Here is a 16,233-nt window from a genome sequence, read left to right as displayed (position 1 = left end):
GTGTGAGCATGAACAGCGCTTTAAATTGTAATATCAGTTTTATTGGTGGTGGAAATATGGCCCAAGCCTTAATTGGTGGGCTGATTTCACGGGGGCTTCCTGAGAGTCAAATTCAAGTTGCGGATCCAGTTGAGCAAATTCGTTCGATTTTGCAGGAAAAAAATATTGCAGTATTTACGGACAATGCCAAAGCAATTCAAAATGCAGATGTTGTTGTGCTTGCAGTTAAACCACAGGTTTTAGCCAGTGTTTTGAAACCTTTACATGGTTTGTTTGAGAATAAGTTAATCATTTCAATTGTTGCTGGTGTGACGATTGATACCATTGCAACTTTGACTGGTACACAGCGTATTGTACGTGTAATGCCAAATACGCCTGCACTTGTTCAAACAGGTGCACATGGTATGTATGCAGAAGCGGTAGTTAGTCAAGAAGACCGTAATTTAACCACTAAAATTCTAGCGGCTACAGGGCTTGGATTGTGGGTGAATAGCGAAGCGCAGATTGATGCCGTAACAGCTGTTTCAGGTTCTGGCCCTGCATACTTTTTCTATTTGATGGAAAGTATGATTCGTGCGGGTAAAAATCTTGGCTTAGATGAAAAAGTTGCAGCTGCATTGACTTTACAAACTGCCTTAGGTGCAGCGCAAATGGCGATTAGTAGTGATAAAACACCTGCTGAGTTGCGTAAAAATGTGACTTCACCAAATGGTACAACGCAAGCGGCACTTGAAGTATTTGATCGTGCTCAGATCTCGCAAAGTATACAGGCGGCTTTAGCTGCTGCACAAAAACGTAGTCAAGAATTAGCTCAAGAGTTAAGTGACAGTATTAAGTAATAAACTGGAAGGTAGGAAAAGTAGCTAATGGGAATGACTTCGACGCTATTTGGTATTTTGATGAACGTCGCAATTTTGTTGGTGTTCTTAAGGTTCTTGATGCAATTAGCGATGGTAAATCCATATAACCCTGTTGTTTTATCTACCATTAAAGCCACTAAAATTGTAGATGCATTTAGTTCAATTCTCCCAACATTGGCAAAAGGGAGAGTGAATCTCGCTGCTTTGGTGTTGCTGGTAATTGTGTATTTATTGAAAATCGTCGGGTTTGCATATCTGTCAGGTGTTATGCCACATGGTGCATTTCATCTGATTATTTTAACGTTTGTGACCATGATTCAAGACTTGATTACGTTCTGTCGATATTTGATTTTCGCCACAATTATTTTAGGTTGGGTCTCCTTATTTACGCAGTCAAATTCTCCTTATATTGAAGTTGTTCAAGAGTTGGCTGAGCCATTGCTTGCACCATTTCGCCGTATTTTGCCAAATATGGGAATGATTGATTTATCTCCGATTTTGGCCTTTTTGGCTTTGTATCTGGCTGAAGCTCTAATGGGTGAGGTTGCTCGAATATTGCTTGTTGGACTGTAATTCTAAAATCCAAAATAAAAAAACCAGCATGATTGCTGGTTTTTTTATGGGTGTGAGAGATGATCAGACTTGATCGTTTACATCTACATCTTTCGTTTCTCGAATGCACAAAAATGCCAGTAATGACAGAATTGCAGCAGTAGATAAATAGTACCCAACTGTCGCTAAACCATAATTTTTTGCAAGTTCAGTTGCAATGAGTGGGGCAAACGATGCACCTAAAATACCTGCCAAATTGAAGGTCAGTGCTGAGCCTGTATAACGTACCGAAATTGGGAACTGTTCAGAAAGTACGGTTCCAATTGGGCCATAGGTTAAACCCATAATGCTTAAGCCGATACATAAAAAGATGAATACTGCAAACAAGCTTCCTGATGCTAGCAATGGCGCAAAGAAGATTCCAAAAATCGCAGCAATAATACACACAATAATTGAAGTGGTTTTACGTCCAAACTTCTCGGCAAGTACAGCAGATAAAGGAATCGTACCTGCAAAACATAAAGTGGCGATTAACTGGATTTCAAGAAAATCATTGCGACTATAACCTAAAGTGGTTGTTCCCCACTGTAGAGCAAAAACGGTTGTGAGGTAGAACACCACAAAGGTACAAATCGCTGCGATTGTGCCTAAGCATAAAGTCTTAAAGTGTTTGGTAAAAACGTCTTTTACAGGAATATTAACTTCCTTTTGCTTGTCCAAAACTTTTTGGAAAGCAGGTGTTTCATGTAATTTCAGACGAATGTATAAACCAACAATGACCAAGACTGCGCTTGAAATAAATGGAATGCGCCAGCCCCATTGCATGAAATCTTCATTCGACATACATGCGCTGAGCAGTAAAAAAGCGCCTGTAGCTAGAATAAAGCCAACGGGTGCACCAAGCTGTGGAAACATGCCATACCAGGCACGTTTGCCTTCAGGCGCATTTTCTGTCGCCAGTAAAACCGCACCGCTCCATTCTCCACCAAGTCCGAGTCCTTGACCTAAACGACACAAAGCAAGCAATAAGGGTGCAACTAATCCGATTTGTGCGTAGGTAGGCAACAAGCCAATACTGATGGTGGATAAACCCATTGTCAGTAGTGCAGCAACGAGAGTTGCTTTACGCCCGATACGATCGCCTAAATGTCCAAATAATGCAGCACCAATCGGGCGTGCAATAAAGGCAATTGCAAAAGTCGCTAAAGACTGAATACGGGCTACGCTTTCATCGCCTGCTGGGAAAAAGAGGTGAGGGAAAATAATGACCGCAGCAGTTGCATAGATATAAAAGTCAAAAAATTCAATGGTTGTACCCACTAAACTGGCTAACAGTACGCGAGTTTTCGAGTTTACGGGTACAGCTTGGGTTTCTGTTGTGGTTACTGTAGATGTTGATGACGCCATAATTAAACCTTTACTTAAAAACAGGGGTGTTTAATAGCGTAATCTTTAAAAAAATACGTAATTTTTTAAAAAATACGGAATACACCAAACCTTTAAGCAGGGTTACTACGGGTAAAAGACAGGTGCTAAGAAAAAGCGTACAGATAAATAGCCAAGAAATGTGATCCTGCGCCAATCAGTACAAAGATATGCCAAATAACATGCGTATATCTTACCTGTTTTAAAGCATAAAACAATGCACCTACAGTGTAGGCTAGCCCGCCAACGACTAAGAGAGTAAGGCAGCCTTTTTTCAAATAGTGCTGCATGTCATTGATCATCAACACAGCAAACCATCCCATCAGTAAGTACGCTGCCAATGAAACTTTGGCAAAACGGTGTGCAAAACAAAGTTTAAATACTGTACCAATCGCGGCAATTATCCATAACGCGATCAGTAAATAATGTGCTTTGGCTGTAGGAATATTTAAATATAAAAAAGGTGTGTAAGTCCCTGCAATTAAATAATAAATAGCAGTGTGATCGAGCTTTTTATACCAGTGGCGTTTTGCTTCGGTTTTGGCCCAGTGATATAGGGTTGAGCAAGCCAGCATCATAATCAGGCTGAAAGCATAAACCCATAAACTGAACCATTCACTTGCTGCCAGAAAGGAACTTTTGTAGAGCAATAACGCACTGGCAATAATTGCAATAACAGCACCGATTCCATGAGTAATGACATTGAAATGTTCTTCTGTGGAATCATAATTGGTGATTTGAGGCATGCGTAGAGTTGAACTTTAATTAAAAATACACTTGTATATTAATTCAATTTTGCATTTAAGGTAAGAACAATTAAAATGGATTTGTAAATTTCTTTAGGTTGTGATTATGTCCACACTGACTCAGCGTTCTGAACAGGAACAACAATGGCTTGCCCAATTACAGACAGCATTTAATGATCATCAGTTTCAGCGTTTGGTATTGAGTCAGTATCAGGGCGAAATCGCTGAGTTGGATAAAATCAGTTTTCGGGTTGTCGAGATTCAGCAACAGCAAAAATTGAGTGCGGTATATCAGTATAAAACTCAAGATGTCACCAAGAATTATGATTTTGCAGAGGCGTATGCCTGTGTTGAATCACTTCTTTCAAATTGTAAACAAGCCAATTTGTTCCTCGAAGGTGAGGAACTGCAGCTTAAAAGAACCAAGAAAAAAGTGGTTTTAACGCGCAGTCAAAATAAACAAGTTGCAGCGGCTCAACACACGCATAACCGAGAAAAACAGCGTTATATCAATCAAGATGGTGCATATTTGCAAGATTTAGGTATTACCGATCAGAAAGCTCAGCTTGTGCCAAGCATGGCCAGAAAATGGAAACAAATTAATAAATTTATTGAAATTTTTTCGAATGCGATTGAGCAGATCACCCCTCAAGATCGTGCGCTGCATGTAGTTGATTTTGGTTCTGGAAAAGGTTATTTGACCTTTGCAATGTATGATTATTTGCTCAAGCAAGGACTGCAACCGAAAATTACAGGGGTAGAGCTGCGCGATAACTTGGTCGAGTTTTGCCAGAAAGTGGCTGACAAAAATCACTTTGATCAGCTTGAATTTTTTCAGGGAGATGTCCGTAGTTATCAACCTGAGCATTTAGATGTGATGATTGCATTACATGCCTGTGATATTGCGACTGATTTTGCGATTCATTGTGGTATTCGTTTAAATGCTTCAGTGATTATGTGCGCACCATGTTGTCATAAAGAATTACGCCCACAACTCAAAAGCCCTGAAGTGTTAAAACCGATGTTGCAATATGGCATTCATCAGGCACAGCAATCTGAAATGCTGACCGACGCCATTCGCGCATTATTGCTCGAAGCCTATGGTTATGAAACCAAAGTTTTTGAGTTTGTTGCGTTAGAGCACACCAGTAAAAATAAGATGATTTTGGCGGTAAGACGTAAAGAAGTGACAGAACCTGATGCGAAAATCATGGCGCAGATTGAAGCACTGAAACAGATGTATGGTATTCAGCAGCATAGTTTGCAACGCTTGCTGGAAAATGAGTTGGTCGACCAAGAGCGCGCAGGCTGTCGCTGCTAAGCTAATCATTCAGCAGCATTTGCCAGTCTTGCATCGCACGATAACCTGCCTCAATGCCAACCTGATAGCTGTAGCGTAATCGTTTTGGATCTTGGCACATACGATCCGCCATATCTTTGTGTTGTGGCGGGTTAATTTCTAAAATTTTCTGTGGCTGCTGTTCACGTAAAAACTGAACGGATTGATTGTATCGCTCGGCCCGTTGCCTGAGGCTATGTGCAAAACCCCGATGTTTTACCAAACGTGAAAGTACAGCATCACCTCGTTTGCCTTCTTTTGCGTAGTCCTTTGGACGGGTGCGAATTACCATGAGTGCATCAATTTGTGGTTGTTGCGCAGCCCACTGCACAGGAAGCGCATCAGCAACACCGCCATCAAGGAAAGGCTGCTCTTGTACCCAGACAGGTTGTCGCGTCAGAAAGGGAATGGAACTTGAAGCGCGTAAACTTTCTAAGATTGTTTCTGGCTGCGCACGTTGGTAGTGCACCTGACCTGTATGAGCATGGGTGAGGACAATATAAAATTCAGGATGATTTTGAAAGAGTGCATTCAGATCTAAAGGATTTTCTTGTTCTAAAACATCCCACATCCATTTGATATCCATCAAATCTCCGCCTTTCAAGAAGCGTTTGAACTGAATAAATTCAGGACGTAGAGTTTGGTCAAGGAAGATATCGAGATTACGACCTTTTTGCTGTGCAAGGTAAGTTGCGAGTGTTGTAGAGCCTGAAGAAACGCCAACGTAGAGCTGAAAAGGATTAAATTTTTCTGTTAGAAATGCATCAACAACACCTGTGCTAAAAGCTGCTCGCATACCGCCGCCTTCAATCACTAAGGCACTCGATTGAATCGCATCATTCATATTTTTATCTTTTTAGCCAAAATTATATTATGCAGTAAATTTGAATTTTATGGCTTTATGTCATGTGACATGAGGAGTCACTTACGAGGAGGGAAGAAATCAATCTCAGGAACTTGGCCTGAGATTGACAGAACTTTTACAGTGAACCGTGGAGCTGGCGGTATAGACCAGGTGTAACACCTGTCCATTTTTTGAAAGCGCGGTGGAAAGTACTGGTTTCACTAAATCCGACTTGCTGAGCAACATCTTCAAGCGTCAGACTTGGTTGTAAAAGCAAGTGGATTGCAGCATCACGACGTAATGCATCTTTGACACCTTGATAGCTTTTGCCTTCAGACGCCAAACGACGACGCAAAGTTTGTGGTGAAAGATAAAGCATGGAAGCAACATCATTGAGCGTTGGCATTTCTTCGCCAATATGGCTTTTCAGCACATCACGAATACGTGTGGTCAATGAGTTGATGTTTTTAAATTTCACTAAAAGTTGTGCTGGTGCACTTTTCAGGAATTCTTCCAAACTTGCTTCATCTTGACGAATCGGCAAATCCAGATAATCAGCAGCAAACGTGATTTCGGTACGTGGTGTATTGAACTGCATCAGCGGTGCAAAGAACAGTGCATCATATTCATCTGCCTGTTCTGGGCGAGGGTATTCAAAATTCACGCGTTCTAAAGAAATACGACGGTCAATCAGCCAAGATGCCAAACCATGCCAGATCATTAGCATGCTTTCAGTCATGAAATGGTCTGGGTCGAGTTCACGAGGAATAAGAGGAACTAGTCGAGCTTCATGTTTATCGCGTTCAATCGCAATAAACCAGTCATCACGGAATAAGCGATAAAATTGTTCTGATAATTCAAGTGCCTGACCTAAGGTCTTCGCATGAATAATCAGCTGGCACATCATGGCAAAAGTACCTAAACGACGCGGTTCTGTAGAAAAACCTGCATGTTCATCTTGAGTCACCATCCACAGCATTTGAATAAAACGCGTGTACTGTTCAGGTGAAACACGGGCTTTAGGTTGTTTGAGTAATTCAGCTTCGATGCCGACATGTGAAAGGAGAGTTTCGACATCCATGCCCAGTCTTTTCACACCAGTCAAAGCTGCATTCACGAAATGGATACTAATCGTGTCGCGGCTGACATTGATTCCTTCAATCGCTTTGATATTCACAAATAATTGACCTAAATGAAGATAAAAAATTATTAAGGCAATTTGCATTGTCTGTAAAGGGTAATTTATTTTAATTGCTGCAAATTAGCGCTGAAATGGCGGAATATGACTTTGTTTTTAACAAATCTTGCAATATGAAGATTTTAAATGGATGGATTTATTTTGAAGATAAAAGGATAAAACCTGAGCATTTTACAAGGTATTTTAGAAGTGAATGTTTTTGCGCTATATTGGTGCTTTATTTTAGGTTGATTATTTTTTATTAAAATCAATAAATAGGCTTATTAAAAAATAAACACATGATTTTTATTGCTCTTTAAAAATAATTAGATTTTTTAATCATTTAATAGTGAAATGAAAATTAAAATATTTAGACAGGTTTTTCATTAACAAAACATTCAACATTTTTTACAAAAATAATAGTATCCTACGTGTTTCGATCAACAACATAGAGTTTTTCAATGTTGCGTAGGTTTGCTTTTATCTCTCAAGTATCCATTTGTTCGGTTATGGTTTCCCTAGCTGCTCAGTCGCATGCGGCTGATGCTTTTAGCGCAGATAGCCCATATATGTTGGGTGACTGGAACGGTCAACGGACGGCTTTAAAGGAACAAGGATACGACTTCTCTTTTGGTTATACAGGAGAGTTGGCTAATGTGCTTGATTCAAAAAATACATCAAGCCATGGCACTGAATATTCAGGTCAAGTGAGCTTAGGTGCTCATTTAGATTTGAACAAGATCTTAGGTTGGCAAGATACCGAAGCTCAAATTACTGTGACTGAACGTCATGGCCGTAATTTAAGTAATACTTCTGATGCATTGAATGGGCAATTAAGCTCAGTACAGGAAGTATGGGGGCGTGGACAAACTTGGCGTTTAACCGATTTCTGGATTAAACGTAAATTTCTTGATCAAAAATTAGATATTAAAGTTGGACGTTTTGGCGAAGCTGAAGAGTTCAATAGTTTTGATTGTGATTTCCAAAACCTTGCACTTTGTGGTTCACAAATGGGCAACTGGGCAGGCGACCAATGGTATAACTGGCCAGTGAGTCAATGGGCTGCACGTGTGAAATATCAATTGCAACCAAGCTTGTTTGTACAAGTTGGGGCATTTGAAGTGAACCCTGAAAACCTTGATCGTGGTAAAGGATTTAATTTAAGTACCGATGGTTCACATGGCGCTTTAATTCCTGTGGAATTAGTGTGGCAGCCAAAGTTAACGACTGCACAGTTACCAGGTGAGTATCGTGTTGGCTATTTCTATAGCACTGCGGATGCCAGTAAGTTAGATTCACAAGCGGCGGATATTGCCAATACTTCAGCACATAAACAAGGTGGCTGGGTATCTGTGAAGCAACAATTAACGACCCATCATGGCGATGTAACTCGTGGTTTAACTGCTTGGGCAAATGCAACATTCTTTGATGATGCAACCAATGCAGTCACCAATATGCAAAATATTGCAGTGAGCTATAAAGGCTTAATGGATGCTCGTCCGCAAGATGAAATTGCAGTCGGTTTAGGTCGCATTCATAAAAGTGCAGAAGGTTATAACAATGAATACGATGCGGAATTGTATTACGGTATTCATGCAACCAACTGGCTGACTGTTCGACCAAACATCCAATATGTTCGCCATGTTGGTGCACTTAAAGATGGCAACAACGCTTGGGTTGGCGGCATCAAATTTGTTACAGCTTTCTAATCTGACACTCTAGTCAAATTCTTAGGCACTGCATTCGCCTAATTTTGTGCAAAATATGAACAAAATTAGGCTTTCCACTTACAAAGCAGTGTGTTCTTGTTACATGTAGATCATTTTTTCGTCACAGTAAAAGCGTTGTGCTTTTGCTTGGGCATTGATTTCACAAAAATATCGAGGTGTGTTTATGACTCAACCCTCACAACGTTCAGGGTTTCAAACTTTGATGGCAATTGCGATTGCCTTAATCGGTTTGATTCTTCTGGCTGGCGGTGCATATGCCGCGTTCTTGGGCGCTTCTATTTACTATGTGATTGCGGGCTTGGTTTTACTGGTTTCTGCAATTTTACTATTACGCAACTCTGCGGCTTCTCTGCTTGTTTATGCAGGTTTAATGTTAGTTACCATTATTTGGGGACTATGGGAAGTGGGTTCAGATTTCTGGGCTTTAGTTCCTCGTTTTGATGTTTTGGGTGTAATCGGGATTTTATTGTTGTTACCTGCGGCAACACGTGGTATTCAACAACCCGTTAAACCTAGCCGTATCGCACTGGGTTCAACACTTGTGCTTGCTATTTTAGTGATGGCGTATTCGATCTTTAATGATCCACAAGAAATTAACGGCACGATTACCAATCAGCAACCTGCAAAAGCACAAGCGGTGACCGGTGTTGCTGAAGGCGACTGGCCTGCTTATGGTCGTACGCAAGGTGGTGTTCGTTACTCTCCACTCACTCAAATCAATGACAAAAATGTCAAAGATTTGAAAGTGGCATGGACATTCCGTACGGGTGATTTGAAAACGGGCAATGACTCGGGTGAAACCACCAATCAGGTTACGCCAATCAAAATTGGCAATAACATGTACATGTGTACAACGCACCAGTTCTTGATTGCACTTGATCCTGCAACAGGTAAACAAAAATGGCGCTTTGATCCGAAATTGAAAACTGATCCAAGCTTCCAGCATTTGACTTGTCGTGGTGTGTCTTATTTTGATGCCAACAATACTCAAGGGTTTGCTGCAAGCTTAGAACATAAAACTTCAAGTTCAACCCAATGTCCTCGTAAAGTCTTCTTGCCTGTCAACGATGGCCGTTTAATTGCGATCAATGCGGACAACGGACAACGCTGTACTGACTTTGGTAACAATGGTGAAGTGAACCTTCAAGCCAATATGCCATATGCATATCCAGGCGGTTATAACCCAACTTCACCTCCAGTTGTGACAGGAACTACTGTCATCATTGCGGGTTCTGTCACTGATAACTACTCAAACAAAGAACCTTCAGGTGTGATTCGTGGTTACGATGTCAACACAGGTAAATTGTTGTGGGCATTTGATACAGGTGCACAAGATCCAAATGCATTACCAGGTCAAAACACCGATTTTGTCAATAACTCACCAAATGCATGGGCACCTCTTGCCTATGATGCGAAACTGGATATTGTCTATATTCCAACAGGTGTAGGTACGCCTGATATTTGGGGTGGTGACCGTAATGAGTTGAAAGAGCGTTATGCAAACTCAATGTTGGCGGTGAATGCAACCACAGGTAAATTGATCTGGCACTTCCAGACCACACATCACGATTTGTGGGATATGGACGTACCATCTCAGCCATCATTGGCTGATGTGAAAACCAAAGATGGTCAAACAGTTCCAGGAATTTATGTTTTAACCAAAACAGGTAACGTGTTTGTTTTGGATCGTCGTACAGGTAAAGCGATTGTACCGATTCATGAACGTGCTGTACCTCAGTCGGTTGAGCATGGTCCACAAACTCAAGGTGAACATTATTCTGCAACCCAACCATTCTCTGATCTGGATCTGGCGCCACAAGCGAAATTGACAGATAAAGACATGTGGGGTGCAACCATGTTTGACCAGTTGATGTGTCGTATTGAATTCAAGAAATTGAATTACAATGGTATTTATACGCCTCCATCAGTGAATGGCACATTGGTATTCCCTGGTAACTTGGGTGTGTTCGAATGGGGTGGTATGTCTGTCAACCAAGATCGTCAGGTTGCAGTCATGAACCCGATTGGTCTGCCATTTATTAGCCGTCTGATTCCTGAAAATCCAAACCGTAAAGAAACTGCCAAAGGCGCAGGGACTGAACAAGGTATTCAACCAATGTACGGTGTGCCTTATGGTGTGGAAATCAAAGCTTTCTTGTCACCACTTGGTTTGCCATGTAAACAGCCTTCATGGGGTTATGTTGCTGGTGTGGACTTAAATACCCATCAAGTGGTTTGGAAAAAACGGATCGGTACGATTCGTGACAGCTTGCCGAAATTGTTCCAGTTGCCAGCACTCAAAATTGGTGTGCCTGGTTTAGGTGGTTCGATTTCAACTGCGGGTAACGTGATGTTTGTTGCAGCGACTCAAGATAACTATATCCGTGCTTACAATGTGAGTAATGGGGATAAACTGTGGGAAGCACGTCTACCAGCAGGCGGACAGGCAACACCAATGACCTATGAAATCAATGGTAAGCAGTACCTTGTCATCATGGCGGGTGGTCATGGTTCATTTGGTACCAAGATGGGTGACTATCTTGTGGCTTATGCTTTGCCAGATATGAAATAATCTTGAATAACTGATTCATCATGATTGTAAAAATGCTCACTTCGGTGGGCATTTTTTTGTCTGAAAAATATTCCCTAACTAAAGTAGGGAAAAGGTAGGCAAGCTTGTTGATGAATATTTGTTAAAAAATAGATGAGCTTTAATTAATATAAGTTTATATTTTTCAAAGTCTTGTTGAATTTTTGATCTTAAGATCAGATCAAGAGCACTAATTTTACTCCCAAAAAATATTAGTGCTGGGTCATAACAGAAGGACGTATCAAATGGCTTATGCTACAGTCAATCCATATACTGGTGAAACTTTAAAAACTTTTGCAATCGCAAGTAAGGAAGAAGTGCTTGGCGCGATTGATCAAGCGTATACAACCTTTTTGGCTTGGAAAGAAACCAGTTTTGAACAACGTGCTGCGATTTTAAATAAAGCAGCCAGTATTTTGCGCAACGAAACCGATAAATATGCAAAATACTTAACTCTGGAAATGGGTAAGCTATTTACTGAAGCGAAGCTTGAAACCATCTTGTCGGCTGAAATTTTAGAATATTATGCAAAGCATGCCGAAAAATTATTAGCACCAGAAAAACTCCCAACTGATGCACAAGGCGTTGAAGCAACCCTATACCATGAACCACAAGGTGTATTGCTTGCGGTAGAGCCTTGGAATTTTCCGTTCTATCAAATTGCACGAATCATTGCGCCACAACTGTCAGCGGGTAACACGATTCTGTTAAAACATGCGTCAAATGTGCCGCAAAGTGCCAATGTTTTTGAAGAATTGATGCTTGAAGCGGGTTTACCTCAAGGTGCATTTAAAAACTTATATTTAGCGCATGAACATACGGCGGTCATTCTTAATGATCGCCGTGTTTGTGGTGTGGCATTGACAGGTTCTGAAGCGGCTGGTGCAATTGTGGCGGCAGAAGCAGGTAAAGCACTGAAAAAATCCACTTTAGAGTTGGGTGGTGCAGATGCTTTTGTGGTGCTTGAAGATGCTGACCTACAAAAAACTGTAGATTGGGCGGTGATGGGCCGTCACTGGAACGCAGGTCAGGTCTGCGTATCTTCTAAACGTCTGATTGTGGTTGATGCGATTTATGACCAATTTTTGGAATTGTATAAACAAGGTGTGGCAAAACTCAAAGCAGGTGATCCGATGGATCCTGAAACTACACTTGCACCATTGTCTTCACAAAAAGCAGCGGATGATTTGAAAAAACAAGTTGAACAAGCGATTGCGGCAGGTGCTGAAGTTGAAGTGATTGGTGCGCCAGTTCCAGAGCAAGGTGCATTCTTCCAGCCACTTCTCATGACCAACTTGCATGAAAACAATGAAGCGCGTCATTGGGAATTTTTTGGCCCAGTGACACAGCTGTACCGTGCTAAAGATGAAGCAGATGCAATCCGTATTGCCAACGATACACCATTCGGTTTAGGTGGTTCGGTATTTACCCAAGACCATGCGCGTGGTGTTGAAGTTGCAAAACAAATCTATACAGGCATGGTGTTCATTAACCATCCAACTATGGTGAAAGCTGATCTACCATTTGGTGGTGTTGCACACTCTGGCTATGGTCGTGAGTTGATTGGTTTAGGTATTAAAGAGTTTGTAAACCATAAACTTGTAGGCGTTGCAGATATTGATGCACCATTCTAAACAGCCTTGAAATACACGCTGTAAAAAGAGCTGATCTCGTCTGAGGTCAGTTTTTTTATTGCTGAAAACTCTTTATCAGTAAAACCGTTATTAAATATGTAAAAAAAGCATTTTGTTGATGAATTAAAGCCCTTTATGCTATGGCAGTTAAAATGAACTTACTAGCTGAACGCCATGTATTTATACACTGATTTCGATCAGCAACTGGTGAATGAACGAGTTGCACAATTCCGTGATCAAACAGAACGTTACCTTGCGGGAAAACTGACTGAAGACGAATATCGTCCACTACGTCTGCAAAATGGTTTATACGTACAGCGTTATGCGCCAATGTTACGTATTGCCGTGCCTTATGGTCTGATGAACTCGAAGCAACTGCGCAAAATCGCAGATATTGCCAAAGAATACGACCGTGGTTATGCACACGTATCGACTCGTCAAAATATCCAGTTAAACTGGCCTGCGCTGGTTGATGTACCAGATATCTTGACTGAGTTGGCAACCGTTCAAATGCATGCCATCCAGACTTCAGGTAACTGTATTCGTAACACCACAACCGACCAATATGCGGGTGTTGTAGCTGGGGAAATTGCTGACCCACGCCCAACCTGTGAATTGATTCGTCAGTGGAGTACATTCCACCCTGAATTTGCATTCTTGCCACGTAAGTTCAAAATTGCAGTTTCTGCACTTGAAGAAAAAGACCGTGCTGCAACTTCATTCCATGATATTGGTGTCTATATCGTGAAAAATGAAGCAGGCGAAATCGGCTATAAAATCAAAGTTGGTGGTGGTTTAGGTCGTACACCCGTGATTGGTAGTGTGATTCGTGAATTCTTGCCACGTGAAGATTTGATTGCATATTTAGACGCGGTACTTCGTGTTTATAACTTGCATGGTCGCCGTGACAACAAATACAAAGCACGTATCAAAATCTTGGTTAAAGCAATGACGCCTGAAGTTTTTGCTGAAAAAGTTGAAGCTGAGTTTGCGCATACGCGTGAGCCACTGAAAATTCAACCTGAATTCTTGGCAAAAATGGATGCTGTGTTTACACCATTTGACTACCAAGATTTACCTGACGAAGATTTCACTGAAATTTTTGCACAATATCCAAAATTCAAACAATGGTTCAACGTCAACACCAATGCACATAAAGTGCAGGGTTATCGTATTGTGACCATTAACTTGAAACGTGCTGGTATTGCTCCAGGGGATATGACTACAGAAGAAATGCATTTTATTGCAGATCTTGCTGATCAATATACCTTTGGTGAATTGCGTACGACACATGAACAAAATATTTCTTTAGCTGACGTGCCACAAAAAGATTTGTTTGTATTGTGGCAAGCTTTGGAAAATGCTGACATGGCACGCGCACATATTGGTTATATTACCGATATTATCTGCTGTCCTGGTGGCGATTTCTGTTCATTGGCGAATGCAAAATCGATTCCAATTTCAGAAGCGATTACCCGCCGTTTTGAAGACTTAGATACAGTTTATAACTTGGGTCATTTAGACTTAAATATCTCAGGTTGTATGAATGCGTGTGGTCACCACCACGTAGGTAACATCGGGATTTTGGGTGTTGATAAAAAAGGTGCAGAGTTCTACCAAATTACTTTGGGTGGTAACTCAGACCATGATGCTTCAATTGGTGACATCTTAGGGCCATCATTTGCAGCCGATGTTGTCCCTGATATTGTTGAAGAAATTCTGAATACTTACCTTGACCTACGTCAAGAAGGCGAAGAGTTTATTGAAACTTACCGCCGTGTGGGAATTCAACCATTTAAGGAGCGTGCATATGCTTAATTTAGCCTTACCTGTGCTATTTAAAGATGGCACGATTCAGGACAACAGTTATCAAGCCGTTGTTGAAGATGGTTTAGTGCCACAAGGTGATGTGGTTTTAACCACAGCGCAGCTAGAGCAACTGAATCAAGTACAAGGCAAAAAAGCGTTGTATATTACGGTCGATGATTCTCCTGAAACGCATCACTATCCATTGGATCAGCTCGACACAATTTTTGTTGAATTTGCTGGTTTTAATGATGGTCGTGGTTATTCTTTTGCTGCATTATTACGTCGTCAAGGTTACCAAGGTGAATTACGTGCAGTCGGCGATATCTTTAAAGATGTTTTGAATTACTTAAAACGTTCAGGCTTCGATAGCTTTGTCGTTAAAGAAGGTAAGGATATTCAAGAAGCTGCGGCAGGTTTGAAAGACTTTACTCACCCATACCAAATTTCAACAGCAGTTCCGCAATCTGGTTATCAAACTGGCGCTTAATTGCTGAAATAAAAAAAGCTGGATTTGTTCCAGCTTTTTTTATTTGGAATAAAGAAAATATTTTAAGTTGTTTTTATATTCTTATATTGAACAGCTTGTGGGTGTTTCATGTCGAATGAGTCCCATCATATTCAGGATGGTTTTATTGTGAGGAGCATCATATTTGCTACAGTAATAAAAGCTGCCCATAGAGCCTCTTGGTAAACCTGTATCTCCTTGAAAAACAATACGAGAAGATTTTAAACTTCCTTGCCAGTTGAGTGTGCCATAGTGAAGTTGTAGCGTATCAATTTGAAGAATTTTCTCATTTTCGTCCAGATTACGATTTTGATTCAGATCTAAAAAAGAGATTAAACCTGTCGCCCAAGCATTATTGCCGCATGTCTTGAAGTCTTCACTTGAGCAAATCACCACATTATTATGATAGAGAACAGCATTTTGTTTTGCATGCAGTAAGTGCATACGGAGCTTAATCGGAATGTGCTGGGATTCTTGCTTGGCTTGAGCATTGTGATAAAAAGGAATGATGATAGATATTATGATCATGACAACGATAAGAGTGACAATAATCTCCAAAAGGCTAAATCCACCTTGGATGTTCTTCATCTTTTAGTTTCCAGTATTAATTCTTTTTGAAATAAGATTTAGAAATAATAAATAAGTATAAAAATACATGCTTTAATAATATATAAATTATGTATAACTTAATTTTTCTTGAATTTAGTTGAAATTTTACTGAACTACAACGGAAATTGTAAGAAAATTTGTCAATAATTCGATCTTGAATTGGGATTGTTGGCTATTTTTTCGCTAACAAAAATATAAGATTGGCTTAAATAACAATCGAGATTAAATCTTGATAAGTAAATAAAAGTTTTGAGCTAAGCTTAAAATAATTGTTTTCTCTGGAGGATATCCATGAAATTGAGTCGTATTGCTGTTGCTACATTGCTTGCAGCTTCTCCATTTGTTGCAGCAAATGCTGGCGTAACAGTAACACCATTGTTACTCGGTTACACATTCCAAAGTACTCAACATAA

13 protein-coding genes and 1 pseudogene are annotated in these 16,233 nt (G+C 40.6%); 9 read left to right on the top strand and 5 right to left on the bottom strand.

The annotated features are described in order from the left end of the window. Nucleotides 1-2: 2 nt before the first annotated feature. Nucleotides 3-839 (top strand): pyrroline-5-carboxylate reductase, encoded by an 837-nt coding sequence (gene proC / locus C1A47_RS05210; RefSeq protein ID WP_171294338.1) that lies wholly within the window; start codon nt 3-5, stop codon nt 837-839. 27 nt (nt 840-866) lie between these two features. Further along, nucleotides 867-1,433, top strand: coding sequence for a YggT family protein (locus tag C1A47_RS05205; protein ID WP_111893134.1), 567 nt, complete (start codon nt 867-869; stop codon nt 1,431-1,433). A gap of 63 nt (nt 1,434-1,496) precedes the next feature. Here C1A47_RS05205 and C1A47_RS05200 read toward each other — a convergent pair whose 3' ends face one another. Beyond that, nucleotides 1,497-2,819, bottom strand: a complete 1,323-nt coding sequence (locus C1A47_RS05200; RefSeq protein WP_111893132.1) for an MFS transporter — start codon at nt 2,817-2,819, stop codon at nt 1,497-1,499. A gap of 125 nt (nt 2,820-2,944) precedes the next feature. Then, complete coding sequence (gene trhA, locus C1A47_RS05195) at nt 2,945-3,583, bottom strand: PAQR family membrane homeostasis protein TrhA (RefSeq protein WP_111893130.1); 639 nt, start codon at nt 3,581-3,583, stop codon at nt 2,945-2,947. A gap of 106 nt (nt 3,584-3,689) precedes the next feature. On the opposite strand from trhA, the gene C1A47_RS05190 reads away from it, so the two are divergent. After that, nucleotides 3,690-4,904, top strand: coding sequence for a class I SAM-dependent methyltransferase (locus tag C1A47_RS05190; RefSeq protein WP_111893128.1), 1,215 nt, complete (start codon nt 3,690-3,692; stop codon nt 4,902-4,904). A 1-nt stretch (nt 4,905) separates the two neighbouring features. On the opposite strand, the gene C1A47_RS05185 is transcribed toward C1A47_RS05190, so the two are convergent. Together C1A47_RS05185 and C1A47_RS05180 are read right to left on the bottom strand one after the other, a co-directional pair. Further along, on the bottom strand, nt 4,906-5,766 hold the full coding sequence (locus tag C1A47_RS05185) for a patatin family protein (protein WP_111893126.1): 861 nt from the start codon (nt 5,764-5,766) through the stop codon (nt 4,906-4,908). 136 nt (nt 5,767-5,902) lie between these two features. Beyond that, nucleotides 5,903-6,919: an AraC family transcriptional regulator gene (locus C1A47_RS05180; RefSeq protein WP_413772949.1), complete on the bottom strand. Its 1,017-nt coding sequence runs from the start codon at nt 6,917-6,919 to the stop codon at nt 5,903-5,905. Nucleotides 6,920-7,404: 485 nt separating this feature from the next. On the opposite strand from C1A47_RS05180, the gene C1A47_RS05175 reads away from it, so the two are divergent. From C1A47_RS05175 to C1A47_RS05155, 5 genes are all read left to right on the top strand, one after another. After that, nucleotides 7,405-8,652, top strand: a complete 1,248-nt coding sequence (locus tag C1A47_RS05175) for a carbohydrate porin (RefSeq protein ID WP_111893124.1) — start codon at nt 7,405-7,407, stop codon at nt 8,650-8,652. 184 nt (nt 8,653-8,836) lie between these two features. Beyond that, on the top strand, nt 8,837-11,245 hold the full coding sequence (locus C1A47_RS05170) for a glucose/quinate/shikimate family membrane-bound PQQ-dependent dehydrogenase (protein WP_111893122.1): 2,409 nt from the start codon (nt 8,837-8,839) through the stop codon (nt 11,243-11,245). A gap of 263 nt (nt 11,246-11,508) precedes the next feature. Beyond that, entirely contained in the window at nt 11,509-12,897 is a 1,389-nt protein-coding gene (locus C1A47_RS05165) for an NAD-dependent succinate-semialdehyde dehydrogenase (RefSeq protein WP_111893120.1), read from the top strand. A 174-nt stretch (nt 12,898-13,071) separates the two neighbouring features. Beyond that, nucleotides 13,072-14,715, top strand: a complete 1,644-nt coding sequence (locus C1A47_RS05160) for a nitrite/sulfite reductase (RefSeq protein WP_111893118.1) — start codon at nt 13,072-13,074, stop codon at nt 14,713-14,715. Then, entirely contained in the window at nt 14,708-15,193 is a 486-nt protein-coding gene (locus C1A47_RS05155; protein WP_111893116.1) for a DUF934 domain-containing protein, read from the top strand. Before C1A47_RS05160 ends, C1A47_RS05155 begins: the two co-directional genes overlap by 8 nt. An 81-nt stretch (nt 15,194-15,274) precedes the next feature. On the opposite strand, the gene C1A47_RS05150 is transcribed toward C1A47_RS05155, so the two are convergent. Continuing rightward, nucleotides 15,275-15,799, bottom strand: a complete 525-nt coding sequence (locus C1A47_RS05150) for a GspH/FimT family protein (RefSeq protein ID WP_111893114.1) — start codon at nt 15,797-15,799, stop codon at nt 15,275-15,277. A gap of 312 nt (nt 15,800-16,111) precedes the next feature. On the opposite strand from C1A47_RS05150, the pseudogene C1A47_RS05145 reads away from it, so the two are divergent. After that, nucleotides 16,112-16,233: pseudogene (locus tag C1A47_RS05145) on the top strand (OmpA family protein); the annotation flags it as partial.

Origin of the sequence: Acinetobacter sp. MB5 (genome assembly GCF_003261585.1) — a bacterium.
In the GTDB taxonomy this organism is placed as follows: domain Bacteria; phylum Pseudomonadota; class Gammaproteobacteria; order Pseudomonadales; family Moraxellaceae; genus Acinetobacter.
Note: the sequence above shows the minus strand (reverse complement) of the source record. Positions and strands in the feature narration are given on the sequence as shown.

Coding starts and splice junctions, on each gene's coding strand:
- C1A47_RS05205 (WP_111893134.1), top strand. CDS start 867: ATGGGAATGACTTCGACGCTATTTGGTATTTTGATGAACGTCGCAATT.
- C1A47_RS05200 (WP_111893132.1), bottom strand. CDS start 2,819: ATGGCGTCATCAACATCTACAGTAACCACAACAGAAACCCAAGCTGTA.
- trhA (WP_111893130.1), bottom strand. CDS start 3,583: ATGCCTCAAATCACCAATTATGATTCCACAGAAGAACATTTCAATGTC.
- C1A47_RS05190 (WP_111893128.1), top strand. CDS start 3,690: ATGTCCACACTGACTCAGCGTTCTGAACAGGAACAACAATGGCTTGCC.
- C1A47_RS05185 (WP_111893126.1), bottom strand. CDS start 5,766: ATGAATGATGCGATTCAATCGAGTGCCTTAGTGATTGAAGGCGGCGGT.
- C1A47_RS05175 (WP_111893124.1), top strand. CDS start 7,405: ATGTTGCGTAGGTTTGCTTTTATCTCTCAAGTATCCATTTGTTCGGTT.
- C1A47_RS05170 (WP_111893122.1), top strand. CDS start 8,837: ATGACTCAACCCTCACAACGTTCAGGGTTTCAAACTTTGATGGCAATT.
- C1A47_RS05165 (WP_111893120.1), top strand. CDS start 11,509: ATGGCTTATGCTACAGTCAATCCATATACTGGTGAAACTTTAAAAACT.
- C1A47_RS05160 (WP_111893118.1), top strand. CDS start 13,072: ATGTATTTATACACTGATTTCGATCAGCAACTGGTGAATGAACGAGTT.
- C1A47_RS05155 (WP_111893116.1), top strand. CDS start 14,708: ATGCTTAATTTAGCCTTACCTGTGCTATTTAAAGATGGCACGATTCAG.
- C1A47_RS05150 (WP_111893114.1), bottom strand. CDS start 15,799: ATGAAGAACATCCAAGGTGGATTTAGCCTTTTGGAGATTATTGTCACT.